The sequence below is a fragment of the Kosakonia sp. ML.JS2a genome, assembly GCF_025642095.1.
In the GTDB taxonomy this organism is placed as follows: Bacteria; Pseudomonadota; Gammaproteobacteria; order Enterobacterales; family Enterobacteriaceae.
Map to the genome: position 1 here is coordinate 1,592,411 of NZ_CP106754.1, position 24,807 is coordinate 1,617,217.

General features: G+C 55.4%; 19 protein-coding genes and 1 tRNA gene. 16 read left to right on the top strand and 4 right to left on the bottom strand.

The window, feature by feature from the left end:
• The first annotated feature begins 3 nt into the window (after window positions 1-3).
• The 9 genes from N7922_RS07725 (at window position 4) to N7922_RS07765 (ending at window position 13,024) form a co-directional block, all read left to right on the top strand.
• A complete protein-coding gene (locus N7922_RS07725; protein ID WP_263099974.1) occupies window positions 4-1,164 on the top strand; it encodes a hypothetical protein in 1,161 nt (386 codons plus the stop codon).
• Window positions 1,151-4,570, top strand: a complete 3,420-nt coding sequence (locus N7922_RS07730) for an ImcF-related family protein (protein WP_263099975.1) — start codon at window positions 1,151-1,153, stop codon at window positions 4,568-4,570. The genes N7922_RS07725 and N7922_RS07730 overlap by 14 nt, the downstream gene beginning before the upstream one ends.
• Window positions 4,570-6,165 carry a type VI secretion system protein TssA gene (tssA, locus tag N7922_RS07735; RefSeq protein ID WP_263099976.1) on the top strand — a complete coding sequence of 532 codons (1,596 nt, stop codon included), beginning with the start codon at window positions 4,570-4,572 and terminating at the stop codon, window positions 6,163-6,165. Before N7922_RS07730 ends, tssA begins: the two co-directional genes overlap by 1 nt.
• A gap of 21 nt (window positions 6,166-6,186) precedes the next feature.
• The gene (tssF, locus tag N7922_RS07740; RefSeq protein WP_263099977.1) at window positions 6,187-7,950 is read left to right on the top strand and encodes a type VI secretion system baseplate subunit TssF; all 1,764 of its coding nucleotides are present in this window, start codon (window positions 6,187-6,189) and stop codon (window positions 7,948-7,950) included.
• On the top strand, window positions 7,905-9,008 hold the full coding sequence (tssG, locus tag N7922_RS07745; protein ID WP_263099978.1) for a type VI secretion system baseplate subunit TssG: 1,104 nt from the start codon (window positions 7,905-7,907) through the stop codon (window positions 9,006-9,008). Before tssF ends, tssG begins: the two co-directional genes overlap by 46 nt.
• The gene (tssJ, locus tag N7922_RS07750) at window positions 8,989-9,525 is read left to right on the top strand and encodes a type VI secretion system lipoprotein TssJ (protein WP_263100856.1); all 537 of its coding nucleotides are present in this window, start codon (window positions 8,989-8,991) and stop codon (window positions 9,523-9,525) included. The genes tssG and tssJ overlap by 20 nt, the downstream gene beginning before the upstream one ends.
• A complete protein-coding gene (gene tssE / locus N7922_RS07755) occupies window positions 9,518-9,970 on the top strand; it encodes a type VI secretion system baseplate subunit TssE (RefSeq protein ID WP_263100857.1) in 453 nt (150 codons plus the stop codon). The genes tssJ and tssE overlap by 8 nt, the downstream gene beginning before the upstream one ends.
• Before the next feature lie 385 nt (window positions 9,971-10,355).
• Window positions 10,356-11,600 carry a GIY-YIG nuclease family protein gene (locus N7922_RS07760; protein ID WP_263099979.1) on the top strand — a complete coding sequence of 415 codons (1,245 nt, stop codon included), beginning with the start codon at window positions 10,356-10,358 and terminating at the stop codon, window positions 11,598-11,600.
• Between the two features lie 47 nt (window positions 11,601-11,647).
• Complete coding sequence (locus N7922_RS07765; protein ID WP_263099980.1) at window positions 11,648-13,024, top strand: VasL domain-containing protein; 1,377 nt, start codon at window positions 11,648-11,650, stop codon at window positions 13,022-13,024.
• A 390-nt stretch (window positions 13,025-13,414) separates the two neighbouring features.
• Here the strand turns inward: N7922_RS07765 and N7922_RS07770 are convergent.
• Both N7922_RS07770 and N7922_RS07775 read right to left on the bottom strand, forming a co-directional pair.
• A tRNA-Arg gene (locus tag N7922_RS07770) sits at window positions 13,415-13,489 on the bottom strand.
• Window positions 13,490-13,564: 75 nt separating this feature from the next.
• Window positions 13,565-14,500 (bottom strand): formate/nitrite transporter family protein, encoded by a 936-nt coding sequence (locus tag N7922_RS07775; protein ID WP_263099981.1) that lies wholly within the window; start codon window positions 14,498-14,500, stop codon window positions 13,565-13,567.
• Window positions 14,501-14,816: 316 nt separating this feature from the next.
• On the opposite strand from N7922_RS07775, the gene mlaA reads away from it, so the two are divergent.
• Window positions 14,817-15,575, top strand: a complete 759-nt coding sequence (gene mlaA, locus N7922_RS07780) for a phospholipid-binding lipoprotein MlaA (RefSeq protein WP_263099982.1) — start codon at window positions 14,817-14,819, stop codon at window positions 15,573-15,575.
• A 58-nt stretch (window positions 15,576-15,633) separates the two neighbouring features.
• Here the strand turns inward: mlaA and fadL are convergent, their stop codons facing one another.
• A complete protein-coding gene (gene fadL, locus N7922_RS07785) occupies window positions 15,634-16,995 on the bottom strand; it encodes a long-chain fatty acid transporter FadL (RefSeq protein ID WP_263099983.1) in 1,362 nt (453 codons plus the stop codon).
• 377 nt (window positions 16,996-17,372) lie between these two features.
• Between fadL and N7922_RS07790 the strand changes: the two genes are divergently transcribed.
• The 4 genes from N7922_RS07790 (at window position 17,373) to sixA (ending at window position 21,972) form a co-directional block, all read left to right on the top strand.
• Complete coding sequence (locus N7922_RS07790; protein WP_061493867.1) at window positions 17,373-17,657, top strand: YfcZ/YiiS family protein; 285 nt, start codon at window positions 17,373-17,375, stop codon at window positions 17,655-17,657.
• Window positions 17,658-17,819: 162 nt separating this feature from the next.
• A complete protein-coding gene (gene fadI, locus N7922_RS07795; protein WP_263099984.1) occupies window positions 17,820-19,130 on the top strand; it encodes an acetyl-CoA C-acyltransferase FadI in 1,311 nt (436 codons plus the stop codon).
• Window positions 19,130-21,277 (top strand): fatty acid oxidation complex subunit alpha FadJ, encoded by a 2,148-nt coding sequence (gene fadJ / locus N7922_RS07800; protein ID WP_263099985.1) that lies wholly within the window; start codon window positions 19,130-19,132, stop codon window positions 21,275-21,277. Before fadI ends, fadJ begins: the two co-directional genes overlap by 1 nt.
• Window positions 21,278-21,486: 209 nt before the next feature.
• The gene (sixA, locus tag N7922_RS07805) at window positions 21,487-21,972 is read left to right on the top strand and encodes a phosphohistidine phosphatase SixA (protein WP_061493870.1); all 486 of its coding nucleotides are present in this window, start codon (window positions 21,487-21,489) and stop codon (window positions 21,970-21,972) included.
• 56 nt (window positions 21,973-22,028) lie between these two features.
• On the opposite strand, the gene smrB is transcribed toward sixA, so the two are convergent.
• The gene (gene smrB, locus N7922_RS07810) at window positions 22,029-22,580 is read right to left on the bottom strand and encodes an endonuclease SmrB (RefSeq protein WP_263099986.1); all 552 of its coding nucleotides are present in this window, start codon (window positions 22,578-22,580) and stop codon (window positions 22,029-22,031) included.
• A gap of 166 nt (window positions 22,581-22,746) precedes the next feature.
• Here smrB and prmB point away from each other — a divergent pair, with 166 nt between their 5' ends.
• Together prmB and aroC are read left to right on the top strand one after the other, a co-directional pair.
• Entirely contained in the window at window positions 22,747-23,679 is a 933-nt protein-coding gene (prmB, locus tag N7922_RS07815) for a 50S ribosomal protein L3 N(5)-glutamine methyltransferase (RefSeq protein WP_263099987.1), read from the top strand.
• A 39-nt stretch (window positions 23,680-23,718) separates the two neighbouring features.
• The gene (gene aroC, locus N7922_RS07820) at window positions 23,719-24,804 is read left to right on the top strand and encodes a chorismate synthase (protein ID WP_263099988.1); all 1,086 of its coding nucleotides are present in this window, start codon (window positions 23,719-23,721) and stop codon (window positions 24,802-24,804) included.
• Window positions 24,805-24,807 lie beyond the last annotated feature (3 nt).

Genomic DNA, 24,807 nt, shown 5'->3' on the forward strand with positions numbered 1-24,807 from the left:
GTTATGAGCTGGGAGCGTCAGAAAGCCACAATTACCGCAGAACCAAATGAGCCTTCTCTGGTTTTGTGGCTGATTGCAGGCCTTATTGCTGTTATTGCTGGAGTATTACTCTTTGTTCTCCATGCCAATCAGTTTTTGGGAGCATTACAAGAATTCAATCTCTGGATTGTTTCCGGAGGCCCTCTTTTTATCTGGTTCGTTACGATTTGCATTCGCGGCTGGATGTATAACCACGCAATGGACCGTCATCAGTTTGAATCCGATGAGGCAGACTATGCACAGCAGCAATGGACTTCCTGGGCCGGGCGTTATCTGGCGGTTCTGTATAGCCGGGTTATCCTGCCTGATGACTTGACGCCATCCACATTTCTGCAGGCCCCCAAAGATCTCGAGCAGGGTAGTTCTCTTTCTCGGGGAATAGTGCTACCTGTTGGCGAAGATGCTTTTTCAGCATTGATTGGGGGCCTGGACATATCAGAATTACAGCGCTTGTCTGACCTCCCTTTCCACGCAACCTTACTGACTGATTCACACGATCCTGATGAGACATTGCAGAGAGAATTTTCAGCATGCTGGCTCCAGTTAGTTGGACAGGCGTATCCCGTACCATTACTGACAATTCTTAAAGACCGGGCCTTCGATTGGGTGGGCGAACGCCTGAAAGCCCCGATTCTGGATGTTGAGCTTATGTTGATTCACCAGACTCAGGGAGGGAATGAGTACAGTGATTCGCTCTCGGCTTTAATGCTGACCTCTGATGATGTAGCAACGAAGTATCAGCTAACCCATCACGCTCGCCTGCTTCGGCCTATGTCGCTTGAATCAGCCCAAATGCTGAGTGAAGAGCTCGATACCTTTTTCTCAACCCAGTCACAGGCTATCGCTGCGCATGCAATAGTGGGCGACAGCATGAAGTGGGGTGGTGATTTTTCCACTCTTCTGGCCAGTGCAAAACAATATGAGGGCAGCTGGAAACCCCAGCAATGCCATTGGCTGGAGAAATATGCCGGACTCAGCGGTCCTTTCTCACCGTGGATTATGGCCGCCGTCGTTAGTGATATAGCCATGCTCACAAAAGAAGATTGCCTGATGCTTTCGGGTGACAAAGAGCAGCGATTTGCAAATACCGTAACTACAGGGAATCTGATGAATGGCGAAGGATAACTCAGTGTGGCGTGGTAACTGGGGACGCATCAGTATCACTGCGCTGATTGCAGCTGCGGTAGCGTTGGTTATCTGGAAAAAGGGTGATACGTTCGGACTTACCAGTAATGGCCTTAAGCTGTTGGTGTTTGTGGCGGTGATAATCCTTCTGCTACTTGTCCGCCATGGCAAAACTATTAGTCTTGCGATTAAACAACAGTGGTCGCGTTTTCAGGCAAAACGCAAAAATGTTCTGCCCGTCGATGAGGGGCGCGTTGAGCAGACTGCCCCCCGTAACGTTACCGTTGACACCATCCGTGACGCCATGCGTAACCTCTACGGTCGACACTGGGGACGTAAAACCCGCATCCTGTTGATAACCGGTACTGCCGTTGAGGTGGAGCAACTGACCCCGGGTCTTACGGCTCAGCTATGGCAGGAAGACCGCGGCACGCTGTTGCTGTGGGGCGGTGACCTCAATACGCCAGCAGACAGTGCCTGGCTGACCGCGCTGCGCAAACTGCGCCGCCGTCCGGTAGATGGGCTGGTGTGGGTTACCTCGGCCTTTGACCAGCTCTCCGCGCCTGGGCTGGAACAGCCGCTGCCGGTACCGACTGAAAGCACCATGGATTCACTCTCTCATGCCATCAGCGTGCGTATGGAAACGCTTGGCTGGAAACTCCCACTGTATGTCTGGTCCCTGCATCCGCGCGCCGGTAAGCCGGAAGGGCGTATTACGCAGGCGACCGGCTGTCTGTTGCCTGACGGTTGTCGTACCGAAGGGCTGGCAGAGCAACTCTCCGCCCTGACGCCAGATTTGACCTCACAGGGTTTGCAGCAGACCTGCAGTGAAGTGAAACATAACTTCTTATTGACGCTGGCTGACCAGCTCATTCGCGAGCCACAAAGCGTGACTGCGCCGCTGTCGGTGATGCTCAACCCGTACCGCCCGCTGCCGCTGGCTGGGGTGGTATTCAGTCAACCTTCTGCCGGTGCTGAGCGCGCCGTCATACATCACTGGGGCATGGATAAGCGCTGGGAAGCTCTGCCTGAATCTGTCCGGACGCTTCCTGCTGGACTGCGTCCGCGCAAGCCGGGCTTTCCCTGGCGCAAGGTTGTGGTGTCTGTTGTCGCCCTGGTGATGGTGGGCTGGGCTGCGTGGATGAGCATCGCGTATGTCACCAACCGCAGCCAGATTGACGGTGCGAATGCCCAGGCCGCACTTGCCGCCCGACAGAATCAGCCGCTGGAACAACGCCTGCACGCGCTGTCTGAACTGCAGAAAACGCTGGTCCGTCTGCAATACCGTTCTGAGCACGGTGTGCCATGGTATGAACAGGCCGGGCTGAGTCAGAACGATGCGCTGCTGGCCGCACTCTGGCCACGCTATCAGGACTGCGCGCTGCCGCTGTTGCGGGATGCGGCCGCAGACCATCTGCAGAAGCAGGTCAGTGCCTTTAACGCGCTGCCGCCGGGCAGCCCGCTGCGTGAGCAGATGGCAAAAAATACCTATGACCAGCTCAAACTCTACCTGATGCTGGCCCGCCCGGAAAACATGGACGCCACCTGGTTCAGTTCGGCACTGCTGCACGACTGGCCAAAACGTGATGGCGTGAAAGACAGTGTCTGGCAGGGGGTGGCCCCGTCACTGCTGTCGTTCTATGGCGCGCAGCTGGTGACGCATCCTGAGTGGAAATTGCGGGCTGATGAAAGCATGGTCAGCCAGGCGCGTTCCCTGCTGGTTCGCCTGATGGGCGTACGTAACAGTGAATCGACCCTGTATCAGAAGATGCTCTCCCAGGTGGCGCACCTGTATGTCGATATGCGCCTGGAAGACATGACCGGGGATACCGATGCTGCTCGCCTGTTCGCTGCCTCCGAAATCGTGCCGGGCATGTTCACCCGCAAGGCCTGGGAGCAGGCCGTGCAGCCGGCCATCGAGAAGGTGGTGAAGGCGCGTCGTGACGAGCTCGACTGGGTACTGACGGACAGCAAGCGTCAGGTGAATAAACAGGATGAGACCTCGCCGGAAGCCCTGAAAAAACGCCTGACGGAACGCTACTTCTCTGACTTTGGCGGGGCTTGGCTGGAGTTTCTTAACAGCCTGCGCTGGAACCGGGCCACCACGCTGTCCGATTCCATTGACCAACTGACCCTGATGGCCGATGTGCGCCAGTCACCTCTGGTAGCACTGATGAACACCCTCAATGTGCAGGGGCGCACCGGGCAAACCGGCGAGGCAATTTCCGATTCCCTGGTGAAATCGGCCAAAAACCTGCTCGGCGGTGATAACAACGATGCCATTGACCAGAGTGCCGGCGTTCACGGCCCGCTGGATGCGACCTTTGGTCCGGTGCTGGCGCTGATGGACAAGAACCGCACGGGAGCACAGGAGCAAAGTCTGCAGTCGTTCCTGACCCGCGTGACGCAGGTGCGTCTGCGCCTGCAGCAGGTAACCAATGCTGCTGACCCGCAGGCCATGACCCAGACCATTGCCCAGACCATATTCCAGGGTAAAGCCGTTGATCTGACCGAAACCCGCGACTATGGCAGCCTGATTGCCGCCGGTCTGGGTCAGGAGTGGAGTGGCTTTGGGCAGACGGTGTTTGTGAACCCGATGGAGCAGGCCTGGCAGCAGGTGCTGACTCCGGCGGCCGACAGCCTCAATGCCCAATGGCAGCAGGCGGTGGTGGCTGAGTGGAACAGTGCCTTTGGTGGCCGTTATCCGTTCAATAACTCCAGTAGTGATGTTTCCCTGCCGCTGCTGGCTAAATACCTCAACGCAGATTCCGGGCGTATCGCCCAGTTCCTGCAGACCCGTCTCAAAGGCGTGCTGCACAAAGAGGGTAACCACTGGGTACCGGACAGCATCAACTCGCAGGGGCTGGCGTTCAACCCGGCGTTCCTCAACGCCATCAACACCCTGAGCCATATCTCGGATGTGGCCTTCACCGAAGGTAATGCCGGTATGAACTTCGAGCTGCGCCCGGGCACTGCCGATGGCGTGATGCAGACCGACATAATTATCGACAGCCAGAAGCTGACCTACGTGAACCAGTTGCCCGCATGGAAGCGTTTCTCCTGGCCTGCGGATACGGAAGCCCCTGGAGCCAACCTGAGCTGGATTAGTACTCAGGCGGGCACCCGCCAGTACGCCGATATTCCTGGCGCATGGGGCTGGATCCGCCTGCTCGATAATGCTGCGGTCAAGGCTTACCCGGGCGTGGGAAGCAGCTACAGCCTGAGCTGGAAAGCCCAGGACGGCCGCACGCTCAATTACACCCTGCGTACCGAAGCCGGCGAGGGGCCGCTGGCGCTGCTGAAGCTGCGTAATTTCCGCCTGCCGGAGACTATCTTCAGCACGACAGGGCCAGCACTGTCAGACCAGGTTGCCAGTGCAGGGAATGATGCAGAGGAGGTTTACTGATGAGTACCCTGAATGTCTTACTCAGCGCCTGTCAGACCGAGCCGGAGCCACTGCTTGCTGCTACTCGCGAGCGCGTGGGGCAGTGGGAAAGCTGGCTACAGCCGCTGTCCGGACCATCGCCCGTTGGTGAAGACCCGGGTTACGACGATGACTTCCAGCAAATGCGCGAAGAGGTCAATAAACTCTCCGGCGCGGACACGGAACTTATCTGTCGGCTGGCGGAGAAGCTGCTGACCACCACCGCCAAAGACATTCGCGTGGCGACGTACTACTGCTGGGCCAAACTGCACCGTGAAGGTGAGCAGGGACTGGCAGAAGGCCTCGAACTGCTGGCCGGTCTGCTGAAGCGCTTTGGACCACAGCTGCACCCGCAGCGTGACCGCAGCCGTAAGGCGGCACTGGAATGGCTGGCCGGCTCGCGCATGATTGACTCCCTTTCCCTGTACCCGGAAGTGGTCAGGATCGATGCGATGCGTACTACCGGGGCGCTGCTGCTGATAGCCGGACTGACTGAAAACGAGCCGGATGAAACCCGCCCGGAACTCAATGCGCTGTACGGTGCGCTGGAAAGCCGTTTGCAGAAAGCGGGGGGCGTGGATGCGGTGGTACCGCAGAACGCCAGTACCAGCGAAACCCCTTCGACAGCCAGTCACAGAGATGCCCCGTCAATCGGGTGGATCACGTCCGGTCAGGATTTGCTGGCTCAGGCCCGCACCCTCACCGAATACCTGCGCGAGCAGCCAGACGGCTGGCTGTCGGCACACCATCTGATGAAGAGCCTGCGTCACGACACCCTGCGGGCCATCCCGGCCCCGGATGCACAGGGTCGTACCCGCATCGAACCACCAAGAGCGGACCAGCGTGCACTTCTCAAGCGTTTGTACCTGCAGCAAAACTGGGCTGAGATGCTGGAAACAGCAGACAGTACCTTTTCCCGCGGTGCCAACCACCTGTGGCTGGATTTGCAGTGGTATATCCACCAGGCGCTGACGAAGTCCGGCAAGGATACACTGGCCGATATTATTGTCGCTGATCTGAAGGGGCTGCTGGCCCGGTTATCCGGGCTTGAAACGCTGGCATTCAGTGACGGAACACCGTTTGCGGATGAAGTGACATTGAACTGGATCCAGCAGAGCGTGCTGGACACCGTCGGCGGTTGGGGTAATGACACACCATCCGCTCCGGTCACCACCGGTAACGATGACATTCTGGCGCTGGAGCCGGAAGCCGTGGCGCTGGCTGATAGTGAAGGCCCGGATGCGGCGCTGGGCTGGTTGCAGACCCGGCCGGGTATGACCACCGAGCGTCAGAAGTGGCTGTTGCGCCTGCTGATGGGCCGCATTGCTGAGCAGTACGGAAAAAATGACCTGGCGGTACATCTGTTTGCAGAACTGGGTGAGCGTGCAAGAGAAGTGACCCTCAGCAACTGGGAGCCTGAGCTGTTGTTTGAGGTACAGGCTCGCCATCTGAAACTCCTGCGCCTGAAAGCCGGTCGCAGTGAGGCGGACAAAGTACGCCTTACACCGGTAATCGACCAGTTACTTGCCGGGCTGATCGCTGTCGATCCTGCCCGTGCCGCCGTGCTTTGCGGTTAAATCCACAGGAACAGAAATAAGATGGAAGATTTAACCCTGCGCTATTTCGATGCAGAAATGCGCTACCTGCGTGAAGCCGCGAAAGAGTTCGCGCAAACCCATCCTGATCGTGCAGCTATGCTGGATCTGGATAAGGCTGGCACACCTGACCCGTATGTCGAACGTCTGTTTGAAGGCTTTGCCTTCTCGATGGGGCGGCTGCGTGAAAAGATTGATGACGACCTGCCGGAGCTCACCGAAGGGCTGGTCAGTATGCTCTGGCCACACTATCTGCGCACCATTCCGTCGCTTTCAGTGGTGGCACTGATTCCGGCGCTGCATGCCATAAAAATGGCGGAAGTGGTGCCCGCAGGTCTGGAAGTATATTCCCGTCCGGTGGGGCCAAAGAACGCAGTCTGCCGCTACCGAACCACGCAGGATGTGATGCTCAATCCTCTTAGTGTTTCGGGTGTCACCATGACTACCGAACCTGACGGTCGTTCGTTGTTGCGGATGCGCTTTGCCTGCAGCACCCAGGCGGACTGGTCCCATGCTGACCTTAGCCACCTGAGTCTCTATCTCGGCGCGGATGCGCCCGTCAGCAGCCAGCTGCACCTGATGCTGACCAAACGGCAGGCCGCCCTGTATATGCGCCTGCCCGGGCAGACTGACCGTATTCGGCTTGACGGGTATTTCTCGCCAGGCGGTTTTGCTGAAGAGGATGGCCTGTGGCCGAAAGGCGATACCGCGTTCAGCGGCTATCAGCTGCTGCTGGAGTATTTCACCTTCCGGGACAAGTTTATGTTCGTCCACCTCCACGGGCTGGACGGTATTACGCCGCCTGCCGGGGTGGAATACTTTGATATTGAAGTGGTCTTTAATCAGCTGTGGCCGTCTGACCTTCCGGTCACCGATGACGCGGTTCGTCTGCACTGTGTGCCGGTGATTAACCTGTTCACCCTAGAAGCCGATCCGCTCACCATCACCGGGCTTGAAAGTGAGTACCTGCTGCGCCCCAAACGACTGCAGGACGGACACACCGAGATTTATGCCGTGGATTCGGTCACCGGCTCAAACCGGACCAACGATGCGGAGTATGTCCCGTTCAGCAGCTTTCGCCACAAGGGCGGGATGATGCGGCGTCATGCGCCACCGCGTTACTACCACACCAGAGTGAAGCGGAGTGTGAGCGGACTGTATGACACCTGGCTTATCCTGGGCGGTCACCAGTGGGAAGATGACCGGCTTATCGACCGCGAAGCCGTGTCGTTGCAAATTACCGGGACCAACGGCCAACTGCCGCGCCGGGCGCTGCAGAGCACGCTGCTTGACCGCTGTGAGCAGGTGGTGGATACGCAGCTTTCGGTGCGCAATCTTTGCAAGCCCACGCTGCCGGTTTACCCGCCTGCGGAGGATCGTTTTCATTGGCGGGTGCTGAGTCATCTCGGCTCCGGTTTCCTTAACATGATGAGCACGGCCGAAGTGTTGCGCGGGACGCTGGCGCTCTACAACTGGCAGGAAGACGAACTGAACACCCGCCGCCTGGAGGCGATTCAGCATGTCGAACACCACCGACTGCAGCGCTTTGAGCAGGGCTACCTGCTGCGGGGGCTGGATATTGAGGTAACCCTCGACAGCAACGGGTTTACGGGCGAGGGCGATATCCACCTGTTTGGCGAAATGCTCAACCGCTTCTTCGCGCTCTATGCCGACATGAATCAGTTCAATCAGCTCACCCTCATCGTTCAGCCAGAAGGAAAATGCATCCGGTGGAAAGAGAATCACAGTCCACGCCTTCCCGGTTGATGGAGCAGCTACAGCAGTACCTGCCATACATAAACTTTTATCGCTTCTGTCAACTGCTGGAACAGAGCCAGCCGGGTAAACCGGTTATCGGCAGTAGCTGGCAGGTGCGCCATGAGCCGGTGCGCTTCAGGCCCCATCCGGGCATGGGCTTCCCGGCCTCCGAAATCAAAGGGAGTGAGCCGCCTGAGCATCCCCATCTGCCGCCGACGGTGCGCATCACCTTTATGGGACTCTACGGCGTGGAGTCCCCGCTGCCGACGCACTATATCGATGACATCACTCAGCGACGGGAAGGATATGAAGCCACGGCAGATTTCCTCGATATCTTCAACCACCGGCTGATTGCCCAGTACTACCGCATCTGGCGCAAATATTCTTACCCGGCGAGCTTTGAAGCCGGCGGTAAGGACAATATATCTCAGTATCTGCTGGGCCTGGCAGGCCTTGGCATTGAGGGCTGCACGGACAGCATCGCTGCCCCCGCGTCACGTTTCCTCGCACTGCTGCCGGTGATGTTGCTGCCGGGGCGAACGGCAGAAGGACTGGCTTCCCTGGTGCGCCTGCTGGCACCTGACACACAGGCGAAAATCTGGCATCACGATAAACGCCGCGTGCCGCTGAAGAAGCCGCTGACCATGAGCGTGCGCCAGCCTGTAACCCTGACAAACCGTCCGGTGATGGGCAACTATGCCACCGATGTGAACAGCCAGGTACTGATGCGCCTGACGTCCACCAATCCGGAAGAGGTGCAGGGCTGGCTGCCCGGTGGCGAGCTGCACACCGACCTGATGGCGCTGCTGCATGTCTATCTTGGCTCCCGCCTCGATGTGCGGTTACAGCTGTGTGTCGACCGTAGCCTGCTGCCGGATGCGATGATGAGCACGAAACACAAAACAGGCGCAGTACAGTTGGGCCGCACTGCCGTGATGCGACCGCTGAATGCGACTAAGACCGCATCACACCCCAAAACAATCACCATTAATCTGGGCCGCTATGAGCGGGTTCAGGAAAATCTTCACCGCAGGGAGACCGATGAACATGGCGAGTACCGCTGGTAAATTCCCCTTGGTTTCGCTGGCCGCAGGTATCACACTGATGCTCGCAGGCTGTGGGCTGACCCAGAGCGTCACGGACGGCACCGTTGCCGTGACCAAATCAATTTTTTATAAGCAGATAAAGACCCTGCATCTGGATATTCGGGCCCGTGAGGCCGTAAACAGCAACGCCGGCGGCGTGGCACTGTCGACGGTGGTGCGCATTTACCAGCTCAAGGACCGCAAAACTTTCGACAGCACAGACTACCCGTCGTTGTTTAAGGCTGACAGCCAGGCCATCAAGGCAGACCTGGTGGCGGAAAAAGATATTCGCCTGCAGCCGGGTGGGGCGGTAATGGTTGATATGCCGATGGAGGATCGTACCCAATATGTGGCGGCGGTCGGGATGTTTATATCGCCGGACCAGACGAACAATACATGGCGTGTTGTGCTCAGTCGGGATGACCTCGATCCAGATAAAGCCCGCGTCATCGAGGCAGGCAATAACCGGTTAACGCTGGTGCCGGTAAAGGATAAATGAGATGCCGCGTCCTTCTCTCTATGAAACCCTTTTCGGCAACTTCACCGGTGGCCTCGATCTTAATCAGATCAACGAGCAGAACCAGGTCATTTTGTCCATGCTGGATAATATGCAGCGTATTCTCAACTGCCGTGCCGGCACGCTGGCGCATCTGCCGGACTACGGTTTGCCGGATATGACCAAAATACTGCAGGGGATGCCAGGGACCGCGCATGAACTGATGGGGACCCTGTCGGCAGTCTTACTGAAATACGAGCCGCGGCTGAAAAAGATTGCGGTGGTACTGCTTGAGCCGGACATTCCGGGCGAACTGCGTTATGCCATCGATGCTGAACTTAAGGGGGGTGGAATGGTGCGCTACGGCACGGAATTTATGCCTGAAGGTCGCGTGCTGATACGTCACCTCAAACAGCAGCAGTATCTTGACGCTCAAACCCGTATGTAAGGCCAGATAACACCATGTCAGCAAAATCACAGTTTCTCAAAAAACTGCAGACCAGACAGCCCGCTCCGGCTTCGCCAGTCGGTAAGATCCCGGCCGGGACAACGTTTTGATGAAAACTCGTTTTCGGACTGATTTTAGCGCTACTGTCATAGCGGAATCGGAATAAGTAGCAGTTATTTTTGCCTGTCAGTCATTGCGTATTGACCTGGCGAAACAGTCAACAGTTGATGGGGAACAGAGCCCCAAAATAACGAGACAAATCACGGATACACCTATTTACCGATTTGCTCTGGAAACCAATATTAATCTGTTATGGCAAAGATCCCTTAGCCCGTTATTGAGACTAAATAATCAGGATTGAAAGAAGAAAGGAAAGAGATGAAACATGGCACGAAGAAAAAAAGATGACAATGCAGCAGGTATCATCCTGGTTATTCTTGGCGTAATCGCCTGGGGTGTTTATGTCGCGGTAAGAGCATTAATTAATCTTAATGAGCGGTTTATTGAATCTGTATCTAATCCGGCGGGTGTCATTGGCCTGTTCTTTGGTTTATTGATTGCCGCAGCGCTGATAATGCGGGTTTCCATTTACCAGGGATTCAGGAAGAAAACAGCTGAGCTTGAAAAGGCCGTGTCGGAGCTGGCACAGAAAGAGAAAGCCTTTGACGAAACCGTCAGTACTGAAGTGGCGCGTGGTCTGTATCAGGAAAAGAAACAGCTTACTGGTCAGTGGGATGAATTTCACAATGCCAGAAATAATTCCTCCCGGGCACTGCAGCGCATAGTGGACTCCGCGTATAAATTTAAGGTGAAAACTCTGCTTTCCGGTACCACGGTAAATAACTGGCAAAGTAAATACGACCAGCTCCGCAAGGAAAGAGAAGCTTACGCAGCTATCAGCGAGAAAATTACCTTTCTGGAACTCGACGATAATGCCGACTGGGAGGGAGTAAAACAGCAGTTTCTGGATAAGGTCGCCCTGCTGGAAAAAGCGCAGGAAGAAAAAGAGTATCAGGCTGAGCTTAAGCGTCAGATACGGGAAGAAAAACAGCGTCAGGATGAGTTGGACCAGCAGCAGCGTGAAGCTGAAGAGGAGGAGCAACGCCTTGCTGAGCAGCAGCGTTTACTGGAAGAAGCCCTGCTCGCCGCTGAAGGCGCTCACAGGGAAGAGCTGGAAAGACAGCGTCTGGAGCTTGAGCAGAAAATTCAGGACGTGCATCAGCAGTATGAGCGTGCCAAATCTATGGCCCAGCTCACGAAGCAGGGACATGTATATGTCATTTCGAATATCGGCTCTTTCGGTGAAAACGTCTTCAAAATCGGTATGACCCGACGGCTGGAGCCTATGGAGCGCGTGAAAGAACTAAGCGGGGCAGCCGTGCCGTTTGATTTTGACGTCCACGCCATGATTTCCTGTGATGACGCCCCGGCGCTTGAAAAGACACTGCATGACCATCTGGAAAGCTACCGGATTAACAGGATAAACCTGCGTAAGGAGTTTTTCAGGGTTGAACTCAGCAGAATTATCGATGAAGTGGAGCGTCATCATGGGCAGGTTGAATATATTGCCGACCCGGTGGCGCTACAGTATCTGCAGAGCCTCGAATATGCAGAAAGCGAAGCCGCATAAGCGTTAATCCTCCATATTTCCGGACGCGTCAAAATGGACAACTGGTCATGCATGACATAACTCAACGTAAAATAAAAACCGGCGGTGACCCGCGCACGCTACCGGATTATGCCGCGCTGCGTGATGAACTGAGTAAACTGGCCCATCCGGCTCGCCCGGATGTGAACTGGCAGCATGTCGAAAAACTCTGTCTTTCACTCTTTGAGCAGAACGGTGTGGAGCTGCAAACGGCAGCCTGGTATACGCTTGCGCGTACGCAATTGGCCGGCTTATTCGGGCTTAATGAAGGGCTGGCGATACTAGAGGCACTGATAAGCCATCAGTGGGGCGCACTCTGGCCGCAGCCAGTACATGCTCGCATGGAAATCCTCAGTAGCCTGAGTCAGCGCCTGCAGCAACGGATGCGCTCGCTCCCGCTAAATTACAGCGACCTCAGTCAGTTGTATCGGGCAGAGCAGCTGCTTGCCGGCCTGGCAGAGGTGCTGCAGCGCCTGGAACTTAAACATCTCAGCCAGCTCGATACGTTGCGTACTCTGATGCACAACAGTGCTGTCAGGCTGGAAAACCGCGATGACACTACCATCACCGGGCCGAACATTCAGTCAGGAATCGTGTTGCCTGCCACCGTGATGAATGATGCAGCAGCCACGGGAGGCCTTGCTGGTAGTCTGTCTGAAAATACGCCAGACAGTGCAGTGAAGTGGGTGTACGTTGCGCAATCGGAACACCACGCGAAGATAGAGGTACTGGCGGCAATGCCCACTCCGGTCAAAAAGAGGAAATCCTTCAGCGCTGGGATGTGTACCATGCTGATAATAAGTGCAGTCGCAGTGTGGAGTTGGCAGTTTCTTCACCGGCCTGACCCGCTACAGACTCAGCTTGCTGCTTCACTGGCTCCGTTACCCGCAACACTCACGCCTGAACAGTTGGATATGTTGCGTCAGCAGTCTCCGTTACCACAAGCGGTCATCACGCAAACACAGCAGCAGCTTGCCGGACTGGATAAGTTGCCGCCTGACTGGAATATTGCATACAGCAGAAAACTCATCGAACAGGTTCAGGCGTTGTGGCCGGAGCAGGCTAAGCCTCTGACACAATACTGGCAACAACAGATTAATGTCTCATTACTTTCTTTCGATACAATAAACGGCTGGCATGAAGGTATGACGCAGCTTCAGGCTCTTGCCAATAAATTGAATGCGCTTGACGGCCAGAAAGGAAAATATATCACTGTCAGTGAACTTAAATCGCAGGTCTTTGGCATGCTGACAAGCTTCCGACAGAACGTCCCGGTGGAAGAACAGCTTCGTCAGTTAAATCAGTTGCCTGAAGACTCACAGCACCGCCAGCAGCAGGTCCGGCAGGCCGAGCAACGCCTCCGGGCTCAAATCTCTACGCTGGCGCAGGAAAAACAACGTGACTAATTCCAGGGAGGTCTGACATGGTGGATAAAACGCAGCGTCACCAGAATCACCAAGCACAGTGGACGGTCGCCGAAATTACGTTTGTGGAACAACACGATGGTCAGCTGTCTGCCCGTGAAATCGGGGAGCGGCCTGGCCGGTCTGCCAATGGAGTAGCCCGGATTGTTCAGCTTTCAGGTCTGTCCGGGGCGTGGCGTCACCTTGGTCGGAAGAGGCGCAGGTATTGCTCCGGACCCACTATACAGAAGGTAAATTGCCGCCAGACTGGGCAGAAGCGTCAGTGCGGTTAGGGCGGCAGTGGTCCAACTTGACCCTGGAACGTGTCAACGCTATTCAGGACGGGTCAATAGGGGGGGTATTGACATTGGTAGATTTCAGGAGAAGTGCGTATGGTGTCCCCTGCAGGAATCGAACCTGCAACTAGCCCTTAGGAGGGGCTCGTTATATCCATTTAACTAAGGGGACAAGGCGGCAGGAGTATAACGTCATTTGCGCGCCACGTTAAGCGCGCAGGCCGCCAAGTGATTAAACTGTCACCGTTTATGCCTCTTTTTCCGCTGCATTGCGTTTTTGTTCTTCGGCTATGGCTTTCGCCTTTGCCTTACGAGCGTTGATCATATCGTTGCGGATCTGCGCATGACTGAGCAGGGCGAAAATAAACGTTCCACCACAAATATTCCCCGCGAGTGTCGGTAGCGCGAACGGCCAGATAAACTCGCGCCAGTGCAGTGTGCCGTTAAATACCAGATAAAAAATCTCTACCGCTCCCACCACAATGTGCGTGGTGTCCGCCAGTGCGATAAGCCAGGTCATCAGAATGATCACCACGATTTTTGCCGCGCCAGCTGCAGGAAACATCCACACCATGGTAGCGATGATCCAGCCGGAAATAATGGCGTTGGCGAACATTTCGCCCGGCGTGTTTTTCATCACATCCATACCGATTTTGACGAAAGCGCCGCGCGTCTGTTCATCAAAAATCGGCATATATTCAAAAGCCCAGGCCGCAATGGCTGTACCGACGAGATTCCCCAACAGCACCACGCCCCACAGGCGCGTCATCAAACCAAAATTCACCCAACCGGGGTTTTGCATCACCGGCAACACAGCTGTCACCGTGTTTTCGGTAAACAACTGCTGGCGCGCCATGATGACGATAATAAAACCAAAGGTATAACCGAGGTTTTCCAGCAAGAAACCGCCGGGTACGCCATCAAGCTGAACGTGAAAAATACCTTTTGCCAGTAGCGATGCACCCATTGATAGCCCGGCAGCAATCGCCGACCAGAACAGTGCCATCGCATCGCGTTCCAGCTCTTTCTCGCCATCCTGACGAATATGTTCATGAATGGCCATGGCGCGCGAGGGGAGTCTGTCCTCATCCAGTTCGATTTTTTCGCCGCGCTTTTTTTCGTCGCTCTCGACAGCGATCTCCTTGCTCTGCGTGTTGATTTTCTCTTCTTTTATTGCGTTCACAACAACCTCGCTCTTTCTCTGCCTCTGCGGATGACATAAAGCGTAGCGAGTTTCTGGTGCGATTCGTGGCGGTATCGTCCGAAAGTGCGGGGAAAAGCAACAATGGTGATACGTCGCCGGGGAAGTATGTATAAAATTGTTAACGCAGCGCTCCGCTGAATGCAGGCTATGCTGAAACAAAGGCTGTTCGCTGCGTAGACATCATAAGACGCGCTGATACAATGCGTGGCATGTTGCGGGCGCAAATCCGGGCATTTTGCGTTTGCGCCGTTATGGATGGCATTCACCGATGGCCATATTCTTCAGGGAGACACCTATGAAATACCGCCTGTCGGCGCTTGCGCTGGCTACCACTGTGCTGGTCGGCTGTGCCAGCTCCGGTACCCGAGAGTCGCAGGGGCGTTCAGACCCGTTTGAAGGGTTCAACCGCACCATGTACAACTTCAACTTCAATGTGCTGGATCCTTACGTTGTCAGACCCGTTGCGGTTGCCTGGCGTGATTATGTGCCGCAACCGGCGCGCAACGGTCTGAGCAACTTTACCAGCAACCTTGAAGAACCGGCGATCATGGCGAACTTCTTCTTACAAGGCGATCCCTACCAGGGGATGGTTCACTTTACCCGTTTCTTCCTGAACACCCTGCTGGGCATGGGCGGCTTTATGGATGTCGCCGGGATGTCGAACGCGAAATTGCAGCGCGTAGAACCGCACCGCTTCGGCAGCACGCTGGGTCATTATGGCATCGGTTACGGCCCGTATATGCAGTTGCCGTTCTACGGCAGCTTCACGCTGCGTGAAGATGGCGGCGATGCGGCGGATACGCTCTATCCGGTGCTTTCCTGGCTGACGTGGCCGTTGTCCGTCGGCAAATGGACGCTGGAAGGCGTTGAAACCCGCGCACAACTGCTGGATTCCGATGGCTTACTGCGTCAGTCTTCCGACCCGTATATTATGGTGCGCGAAGCCTACTTCCAGCGTCATGATTTTATCGCCAACGGCGGTAAGTTGAAGCCACAGGAAAACCCGAACGCGAAAGCGATTGAGGGAGACCTGAAAGATATCGATTCCGAGTAAAGACGGAACAAACAAAAAAGGTGAGCCGGGGCTCACCTTTTTTATTGCTGCTTTCTTATCAGAAGGCGTAGTTAAAGTTCATGCCATACAGCCATGCGCGACCATCAGAGCGGAAGGTATACTGGCCTTCGGTGAATTTCACTTTCTGACCATGCATATAGGAAACGCCGACATCGACAGAGGCGTCTTTGTTGAAGGCATAAGTGGCACCGGTGCTCAGCCACAGACGATCCTGGTCCGGAATGGAGATAGAGCGCTTGTCGGCCGGAACCGGGCTGTCGTCATAGGCGATACCGGCGCGGAAGGTCCAGTTATCATCCATATAATAGGTGGTGCCCAGAGCGATGCGGTACGCGTCTTTAAAGCTTTCATCTTTATAGAACAGCGTTTGACCGTTGCTGCCGGTGGCTTTCAGCTCCTGGAACTGGCTCCAGCTGGTGTAGGTCAGGCTGTAGTGAATAGCCCACTGCGGATCGACTCGGTTATAACCTGACAGTTCCCACATCTCCGGCAAGTTCAGGGTCAGCGCGCCGTTAGTCGTTGTGCCGCCTGTGCCATAAGGCAAGCCCAGACCCAATGCGGCGTTGATCGGATTCAACGTCGCCGGAAGGTTGCTCTTGTAATCGCCGTCAAAGTCGATTTTAACTTCTGAACGATAGGTTAAACCGTAACGGTTATTTTTATCCAGCTCGTACAGAATACCGGCGTTCCAGCCAAAACCCCACTCATCACCTTTTAAATATGCAATTTGCGTATCACTGCTAATGCCGCCAGCTTGGGAACCAATTGCCGCGGCCTGAGCGGCGGACAATCGACCTGCTCGTACCAGCGAAGGTAAGCTTGCGCCGAGGATTTGTGGCAGGTCGCCAGCATAGCGCTCAATTTTTGCTTTTGCATAGACGGCGTCAAAACCAAGACCAAAGCTCCAGTGGTTGTTCAGACGATAGGCGCCGCTGAGGTTCAGGTTCAGCGTTTCAAGGTCGGTTTTCCCGCCCATCGAACCAGCTGAATAACCATTATTAAATTCTGTCGCCAGGCCGAAGTTCGAGGTTACGGATGCGCCCCAGCCGAATTGGTCATTAATTGGTGCAACAAAGTGCAGGTTCGGCACCCATGCGGTCGGCGCAATGTTGTCCTGGCTGGCGTCATTACCGATCGAGGAACGGCCAGAAACGTTGACATCCGGATCGATAAACACCGCACCGCCGGAAAACATCGGGCGGTCATACATCATAATCAATGCAGGGTTGCGGCTGGCGTTGCCCGCATCATCTGCGATAGCGCCTTCACCTGAATAGGCCCGACCAAGGCCAGAGGAAGAAAACTCATTGAGTTGAAAGCCTGCGGACCAGGCCTGGGTAGAGACGATTGCCACTGCGACTGCCAGAGCAGACTTGGTAAAACGGGTTTTCTGGCTCATGACCATAACCTCATTCGAAATCGAGTTATTTTTATTCAAACTATGTTACATGTCGTAACGGAGCGCGAAGTGTAGGGTCTGAGGTACTTCAGACAAATCAGACCAGTGGCGGAAGTATAGGTCTGACCAGAGGGAATGTTGCAAGTTTGTATATAAGTTTTTTCAATTGTGATCTTCGAAACGGGATCTGCGTGGCAAAAATGCGGTAAGTCTTAATCAGTCGATTGGATGATTTTTGTTTTAGATCATTTTTAAGTGTGATTTCGGTCACTTATGACCACGTGTGGAATTAACAACTGGAGAGGCTATTCGCCGGAGCGTAAAATAATCACATCGTTTACCTGGCACCTTGGGTGCGAATTCAGAGGAAATCAACAATGAGTAAATGCAGTGCTGATGAAACCCCGGTTTGCTGCTGTATGGATGTTGGCACCATTATGGACAACTCCGATTGCACCGCCTCTTACAGCCGTGTGTTCAGCAATCGTACCGACGCTGAAGAAACGCTGGCTGCGCTGAGCGCCAGAGCCCGCAGCGTAGAGTCCGATCCTTGCCAGATCACCTCTTCCTTTACGGAAGTGGCGGGCGGTGTCCAACTGGATATTGACTTTGTTTTTGCCTGCGAAGCGGAAACCCTGATTTTCCAGCTCGGTCTGCGTTAATTTTCCTGCCTGCGCTCCCGTTCTTCGGGAGCGTTTTGTTAAGTTTCTCTGTGCCTTAGCTCTCACTTTTTTTCTCCTCCCATTGGCTAAATGTAAAAAATTGGTTAAGACTGTTATCAGGTCAGACCACTTTGCGCATTACGCTGTTAACAGGGGAGTGTTATGAGTCAGGCATTACCGCTTGTTACCCGTCAGGGTGACCGCATTGCCATTGTCAGTGGGTTACGAACACCTTTCGCCCGTCAGGCGACCGCGTTTCACGGTGTACCGGCTATCGATCTGGGAAAAATGGTAGTGGGAGAGATGCTGGCGCGCAGCGAAATTCCCCCCGATGTGATTGAGCAACTGGTCTTTGGCCAGGTCGTCCAGATGCCGGAAGCGCCCAATATCGCCCGTGAGATCGTGCTCGGCACAGGCATGAACGTCCATACTGATGCCTACAGCGTCAGCCGCGCCTGCGCCACCAGTTTTCAGGCCGTGGCGAATGTCACCGAAAGTTTGCTGGCGGGCACTATCCGCGCCGGGATCGCCGGTGGTGCAGATTCCTCTTCCGTCCTGCCTATTGGCGTCAGCAAAACCTTGGCGCGCACGCTGGTGGATGCCAACAAAGCCCGTACGCTTGGGCAAAAACTGAAACTTTTTTCTCGTCTTCGCCTGCGCGATTTACTGCCGGTGCCACCGGCTGTGGCGGAGTATTCCACCGGGCTGCGCATGGGGGATACCGCCGAGCAGATGGCGAAAACCTACGCGATTACCCGTGAACAGCAGGATGCGCTGGCGCATCGCTCGCACCAGCTTGCCGCGCAGGCGTGGTCAGAAGGCAAACTGGCCGATGAAGTGATGACCGCATACGCGCCGCCGTTTCGCGAACCCGTCGGGCAGGACAATAACGTGCGTACCCAGTCCAGCCTCGCAGATTACGCAAAGCTGCGCCCGGCGTTTGATCGGCGGCATGGTACGGTGACGGCGGCAAACAGCACACCGTTAACCGATGGCGCAGCTGCGGTGATCCTGATGACCGAATCCCGCGCAAAAGAGCTGGGCTTAACCCCGTTGGGTTATCTGCGCAGCTATGCATTCACCGCCATTGCCGTGCAGCAGGACATGTTACTGGGCCCGGCATGGGCGACGCCGCTGGCGCTGGAGAGAGCCGGGCTGACGATGGCGGATTTAACGTTGCTTGATATGCACGAAGCCTTTGCCGCACAAACCTTGAGCAATCTGAAGCTGATGGCCAGCGATCGGTTTGCCCGCGAAGTGCTTGGGCGCTCGCAGGCGACAGGTGAAGTGGACGACAGCAAATTTAACGTGCTGGGCGGCTCTATTGCGTACGGGCATCCGTTCGCCGCCACTGGTGCGAGGATGATCACCCAAACACTGCATGAACTGCGCCGACGCGGCGGCGGTTTTGGTCTGGTGACCGCCTGCGCAGCAGGTGGGTTGGGTGCGGCCATGGTTCTGGAGGCTGAATAATGACATTCACATCCGCATTTACGCTCAGCGTGCGCCCGGACAATGTGGCGGTTGTCACCATTGATGTTCCGGACGAAAAGATGAACACGCTGAAAGCGGAGTTTGGCGCTGAAGTGCGCGCCATCTTAAAGCAGATCCGCGATAACAAATCGTTGCGGGGCGTCGTTTTTATCTCCGCCAAACCGGATAACTTTATCGCCGGGGCGGACATCAACATGATTGCCCGCTGTAAGAGCGCAAAAGAAGCGGAAGATCTTGCCCGTCAGGGGCAGCAGGTGATGGCGGAAATCCACGCGCTACCCATTCCGGTGATTGCCGCTATTCATGGTGCTTGTTTGGGGGGCGGCCTTGAACTGGCGCTGGCGTGCCATCGTCGTATCTGTAGCGATGACGATAAAACGGTGCTGGGTCTGCCGGAAGTCCAGCTTGGCCTGTTGCCTGGCTCCGGTGGCACACAACGTTTGCCGCGGCTGGTGGGGGTGAGTACTGCGCTGGAGATGATCCTGACCGGTAAGCAGCTTCGTCCGCGCCAGGCGTTAAAGGCCGGGCTGGTGGACGATGTTGTTCCCCGCTCAATTTTGCTGGATGCCGCAGCAGAACTGGCAACGCAGGGGCGTCCTGCCAGCCACCGCTTACCGGTTCGCGAGCGCATTCTCGCCGGGCCGCTCGGTCGCACACTGTTATTTCGCATGGTGGCGAAGAAAACTGCACAGAAAACGCAGGGGAACTATCCTGCCGCACCGCGTATTTTATCGGTGATTGAGAACGGACTGACGCACGGGCGCAGTAGTGGTTATGACGCCGAAGCGCGCGCCTTTGGCCAACTGGCGATGACGCCGCAATCTCAGGCGCTGCGGCATTTGTTCTTTGCCAGCACCGAGGTGAAAAAAGATCCCGGTAGTGCGGTTGAACCGGGGCCGTTAAGTACTATCGGCGTCTTAGGCGGCGGGTTGATGGGCGGCGGCATCGCTTATGTGACTGCCAGCAAAGGGAGATTGCCGGTACGCATTAAGGATATCAACGCGAAAGGCATTAACCACGCGCTGAAATACAGCTGGCAAGAGCTGGATAAAAAAGTCCGGCGTCGCTATCTCAAACCCGCGGAACGTGACAGCCAGATGGCGAAGATTTCTGGTTCGCTGGATTACCGCGGTTTTGCCCATCGCGATCTGGTGATTGAAGCCGTGTTTGAAGACCTGGCGCTGAAACAACAAATGGTGCGGGAAGTTGAGGATAATTGTGCCCTACACACTATTTTTGCATCCAATACCTCTTCTATACCTATTGGCGATATTGCAGCGCAGGCGCAGCGCCCGCAGAAGGTTATCGGATTACATTTTTTCAGCCCGGTAGAAAAAATGCCGTTGGTGGAAGTGATCCCCCATGCCGGAACCGATGAACAGACCATTGCTACTACCGTTAAGCTGGCGAAGAAACAAGGGAAAACGCCGATTGTGGTGGCAGATAAAGCCGGGTTCTACGTTAACCGCATTCTTGCCCCCTATATTAGCGAAGCTATGCGTCTGCTCAGCGAAGGGGAGCGCATTGAGACGATAGATCAGGCGTTGGTGAAGTTTGGTTTTCCGGTCGGGCCGATTCAACTGTTGGACGAGGTTGGCATTGATACCGGAACGAAAATTATCCCGGTGCTGGAAGCGGCCTATGGAGAACGATTTAGCGCCCCTGCAAGTGTTGTCAGCGCAATTTTGAACGACGATCGCAAAGGCAGAAAAAATGCCCGCGGTTTCTATCTTTACCCGGTGAAAGGGCGTAAAAGCAAAAAACAACCTGATCCGGCGATCTACCGCTTAATCGGCGCCTCTGGCAACGGCACATTGCCCGCAGAACAGATAGCAGAACGCTGCGTCATGTTGATGCTTAATGAAGCAGCGCGCTGCTTTGATGAGCAGGTGATCCGCAGCCCGCGTGATGGCGATATCGGCGCCGTGTTTGGCATCGGTTTCCCTCCGTTTTTGGGCGGGCCATTCCATTATATGGACCGGCTCGGCGCACGGGATGTGGTGGTGGCGTTACAGCGGCTGGAGATGCAATACGGGCCACGTTTTCGCCCCTGTGAAAGATTGTTACGGATGACGGAGCAGGGCGAGACTTTTTGTCCGGCAAAAGAAACTGATTCTGTAAAGTAAGGTCTAAATATTTAAATCTGTTATTGCTCATGGCGTTTGCGGTTATTTTGTAAACAATGATTGACTACACTTACGCCATTGAGGTAAAAAACAGCGTTTCATTCAGAGAATGAATCAGGCACAATGCCCGGCCATTGATATTTCCCGTCGTTGCGAAAGGGTTTCGCAGTGGAACTATTAATGATTCTGGTTAACAAAAGCGGTGCAATATGCAAGTTTTTATCATGCGTCACGGCGACGCTGCCCTCGATGCAGCCAGTGACTCGGTTCGTCCCTTAACCCCTTGTGGCTGCGACGAATCCCGTCTGATGGCAACATGGTTGAAAGGTCAAAAAGTGGATGTTGAACGTGTTCTGGTCAGCCCTTTTTTACGTGCTGAACAGACGCTGAAAATGGTGGGGGAGTGTGTAAACCTGCCTGACAACGTGGATGTCCTGCCGGAACTGACGCCTTGTGGCGACATTGGCCTTGTTAGCGCTTATCTCCAGGCGCTGGCGAACGAAGGTCTCTCCTCTGTGCTGGTGATCTCTCACCTGCCGCTGGTGGGCTACCTGGTGTCCGAGCTCTGCCCGGGTGAAGCACCGCCGATGTTTACCACGTCCGCTATCGCCTGCGTTACGCTTGACGAGAACGGTAAAGGTACCTTTGACTGGCAAATGAGTCCCTGCAACCTGAAGATGCGTAAAGCCATCTGATTCGCCGGACCATGGTATTCAAGAGCCGCATTGTGCGGCTCTTGTCGTTTCTGGCCTCAGGGAAGTTCAGGCGGCTGCCACTCTTCCACTTCAATCAGCACCAGGATGGCGGCATCGCCACCGTACTCTTTCGGTGCCTGGTGAAAAGCCATCACATGCGGATGCTGCGCCAGCCACAGCGGCGTTTGTTGCTTGAGAATATGTTTACCGTGACCGTGCATCACACACGCGCAAAATACATGTTCGCGGCGGCAGGCGGCAATCAGCGCCCCCAGTTCCTGCTTCGCCTGTTGTTGGGTTAAGCCGTGCAGATCGAGAAACAGCTCCGGTGAATAATCGCCCCGGCGGATCTTCTTCAGCTCAAAATGGCTGACATCTTCGCGGACATATTTCACCGGGCCTTCGGTGTTCAGCAGCGGCTGAAACTCATCGGAAAAGTAATGGCTATTATCAGCCTGCTCCTGAAGCAGCCTTTTCACCGGCACTTCGTTTACTTTCTTGCGCGCCGGGCGGTGTATCACGGTGTCCTGCTTGAGCTGACGTGTCCCGGTCATCAGCTGTCGGAACAGCGTCTGTTCCTCCTCGCTAAGCGATGGTTTCTTTTTCATCTGTACATCTCATCTCTTATTTCCCCTCAGTGTACCCGACTCACTGCGGCTGCGGTGTAGCAAAATGCATTTTTACCCCGCACAGCGCGAGACGATGCTGATTTATCGCCGTCTTCATGGCAAACTAGCCGCCGAATTTAATGCGAGCATGGGCCTGGGGGATACTATGGATAAAATTTTCGTTGAAGAAGCAGTGAATGAGCTGCACACCATTCAGGACATGCTGCGCTGGTCGGTCAGCCGGTTTAGCGCTGCCAATATCTGGTACGGTCACGGCACAGATAACCCGTGGGATGAAGCGGTGCAACTGGTGCTGCCGACCCTCTATTTACCGCTGGATATACCGGAAGAGATGCGCAATGCGCGCCTGACCTCCAGCGAGCGTCACCGCATTGTTGAGCGCGTTATCCGCCGCGTTAATGAGCGCATTCCGGTGGCCTATCTGACCAATAAGGCCTGGTTCTGCGGCCACGAATTCTATGTCGATGAGCGCGTGCTGGTGCCGCGTTCGCCCATCGGTGAGCTGATCAACAACCATTTTGCCGGGCTGGTTCATGCGCAACCGCAGCATATTCTTGATATGTGCACCGGCAGCGGCTGTATCGCTATCGCCTGTGCTTACGCCTTCCCGGAAGCGGAAGTGGACGCTGTGGACATCTCCACGGATGCGCTGGTGGTCACCGAGCACAATATTGAAGAGCATGGCCTGATTCATCACGTTACGCCGATTCGCTCTGACGTGTTCCGCGAGCTGCCGAAAGTCCAGTACGATCTGATCGTGACGAACCCGCCTTACGTGGATGAAGAGGATATGTCTGACCTGCCGTCAGAATATCGCCACGAGCCAGAACTGGGCCTGGCGTCCGGTAGCGATGGTCTGAAACTGACGCGCCGCATCCTGGCGGGTGCGCCGGATTATCTCTCCGATAATGGCATCCTGATTTGTGAAGTGGGTAACAGCATGGTACATCTGATTGAACAATATCCGGATGTGCCGTTTACCTGGCTGGAGTTTGATAACGGCGGGGACGGCGTCTTTATGCTGACCAAAGCGCAACTCATCGCCGCGCAGGAACATTTCAGCATTTATAAAGATTAAACGACGCTCAACAACACAAACAACGACAACGGAGCCGTGATGGCAGGAAACACAATTGGACAACTCTTTCGCGTAACCACCTTCGGCGAATCGCACGGCCTGGCGCTGGGCTGTATCGTTGATGGGGTGCCACCGGGCATTCCGCTGACCGAGGCGGATTTGCAGCACGATCTGGACAGACGCCGTCCGGGGACATCGCGCTACACCACGCAACGCCGTGAGCCGGACCAGGTGAAAATTCTCTCCGGTGTGTTTGAAGGCGTGACCACCGGCACCAGCATTGGTTTGTTGATTGAAAACACTGACCAGCGTTCGCAGGATTACGGCGCGATTAAAGATCTGTTCCGTCCGGGGCATGCCGATTACACCTACGAACAAAAATATGGCGTGCGTGATTACCGCGGCGGCGGTCGTTCTTCAGCCCGTGAAACCGCCATGCGCGTTGCCGCAGGTGCTATTGCTAAGAAATATCTGGCGCAGAAGTTCGGCATCGTTATCCGCGGGTGTCTGACCCAGATGGGTGACATTCCGCTGGCGATCGAAGACTGGGATCAGGTTGAGCAGAACCCCTTCTTCTGCCCGGAGCCGGGTAAGATCGACGCACTGGATGAACTGATGCGCGGCCTGAAGAAAGAGGGCGACTCTATCGGCGCGAAAGTGACGGTGGTGGCGGACGGCGTTCCGGCAGGCCTGGGCGAACCTGTGTTCGATCGCCTGGATGCGGACATCGCCCACGCGCTGATGAGCATTAACGCGGTCAAAGGCGTTGAAATCGGCGACGGTTTTGAGGTGGTGAAGCTGCGCGGCAGCGAAAACCGTGACGAAATCACCAAACAGGGCTTCCAGAGCAACCATGCAGGCGGCATCCTGGGCGGCATCAGCAGCGGCCAGCAAATTATCGCCAATATCGCGCTGAAACCGACATCCAGCATTACTGTACCGGGGCGTACCATCAACCGTTTTGGCGACGAAGTGGAGATGATCACCAAAGGTCGCCACGATCCCTGCGTTGGCATTCGCGCAGTGCCGATCGCGGAAGCGATGCTGGCCATTGTGTTGATGGATCATTTCCTGCGCCAGCGCGCGCAGAACGCCGATGTCACGACCGATATTCCACGCTGGTAAACA

Bases quoted from the DNA above. Each gene is read 5' to 3' on its own strand.
- fadL (WP_263099983.1), bottom strand. From the start codon at position 16,995: ATGAGCCAGAAAACCCGTTTTACCAAGTCTGCTCTGGCAGTCGCAGTG.
- N7922_RS07760 (WP_263099979.1), top strand. From the start codon at position 10,356: ATGGCACGAAGAAAAAAAGATGACAATGCAGCAGGTATCATCCTGGTT.
- fadI (WP_263099984.1), top strand. From the start codon at position 17,820: ATGAGTCAGGCATTACCGCTTGTTACCCGTCAGGGTGACCGCATTGCC.
- tssG (WP_263099978.1), top strand. From the start codon at position 7,905: ATGCATCCGGTGGAAAGAGAATCACAGTCCACGCCTTCCCGGTTGATG.
- prmB (WP_263099987.1), top strand. From the start codon at position 22,747: ATGGATAAAATTTTCGTTGAAGAAGCAGTGAATGAGCTGCACACCATT.
- tssA (WP_263099976.1), top strand. From the start codon at position 4,570: ATGAGTACCCTGAATGTCTTACTCAGCGCCTGTCAGACCGAGCCGGAG.
- N7922_RS07730 (WP_263099975.1), top strand. From the start codon at position 1,151: ATGGCGAAGGATAACTCAGTGTGGCGTGGTAACTGGGGACGCATCAGT.
- smrB (WP_263099986.1), bottom strand. From the start codon at position 22,580: ATGAAAAAGAAACCATCGCTTAGCGAGGAGGAACAGACGCTGTTCCGA.
- N7922_RS07790 (WP_061493867.1), top strand. From the start codon at position 17,373: ATGAGTAAATGCAGTGCTGATGAAACCCCGGTTTGCTGCTGTATGGAT.
- mlaA (WP_263099982.1), top strand. From the start codon at position 14,817: ATGAAATACCGCCTGTCGGCGCTTGCGCTGGCTACCACTGTGCTGGTC.
- sixA (WP_061493870.1), top strand. From the start codon at position 21,487: ATGCAAGTTTTTATCATGCGTCACGGCGACGCTGCCCTCGATGCAGCC.
- tssF (WP_263099977.1), top strand. From the start codon at position 6,187: ATGGAAGATTTAACCCTGCGCTATTTCGATGCAGAAATGCGCTACCTG.
- tssJ (WP_263100856.1), top strand. From the start codon at position 8,989: ATGGCGAGTACCGCTGGTAAATTCCCCTTGGTTTCGCTGGCCGCAGGT.
- N7922_RS07725 (WP_263099974.1), top strand. From the start codon at position 4: ATGAGCTGGGAGCGTCAGAAAGCCACAATTACCGCAGAACCAAATGAG.
- aroC (WP_263099988.1), top strand. From the start codon at position 23,719: ATGGCAGGAAACACAATTGGACAACTCTTTCGCGTAACCACCTTCGGC.
- fadJ (WP_263099985.1), top strand. From the start codon at position 19,130: ATGACATTCACATCCGCATTTACGCTCAGCGTGCGCCCGGACAATGTG.
- N7922_RS07765 (WP_263099980.1), top strand. From the start codon at position 11,648: ATGCATGACATAACTCAACGTAAAATAAAAACCGGCGGTGACCCGCGC.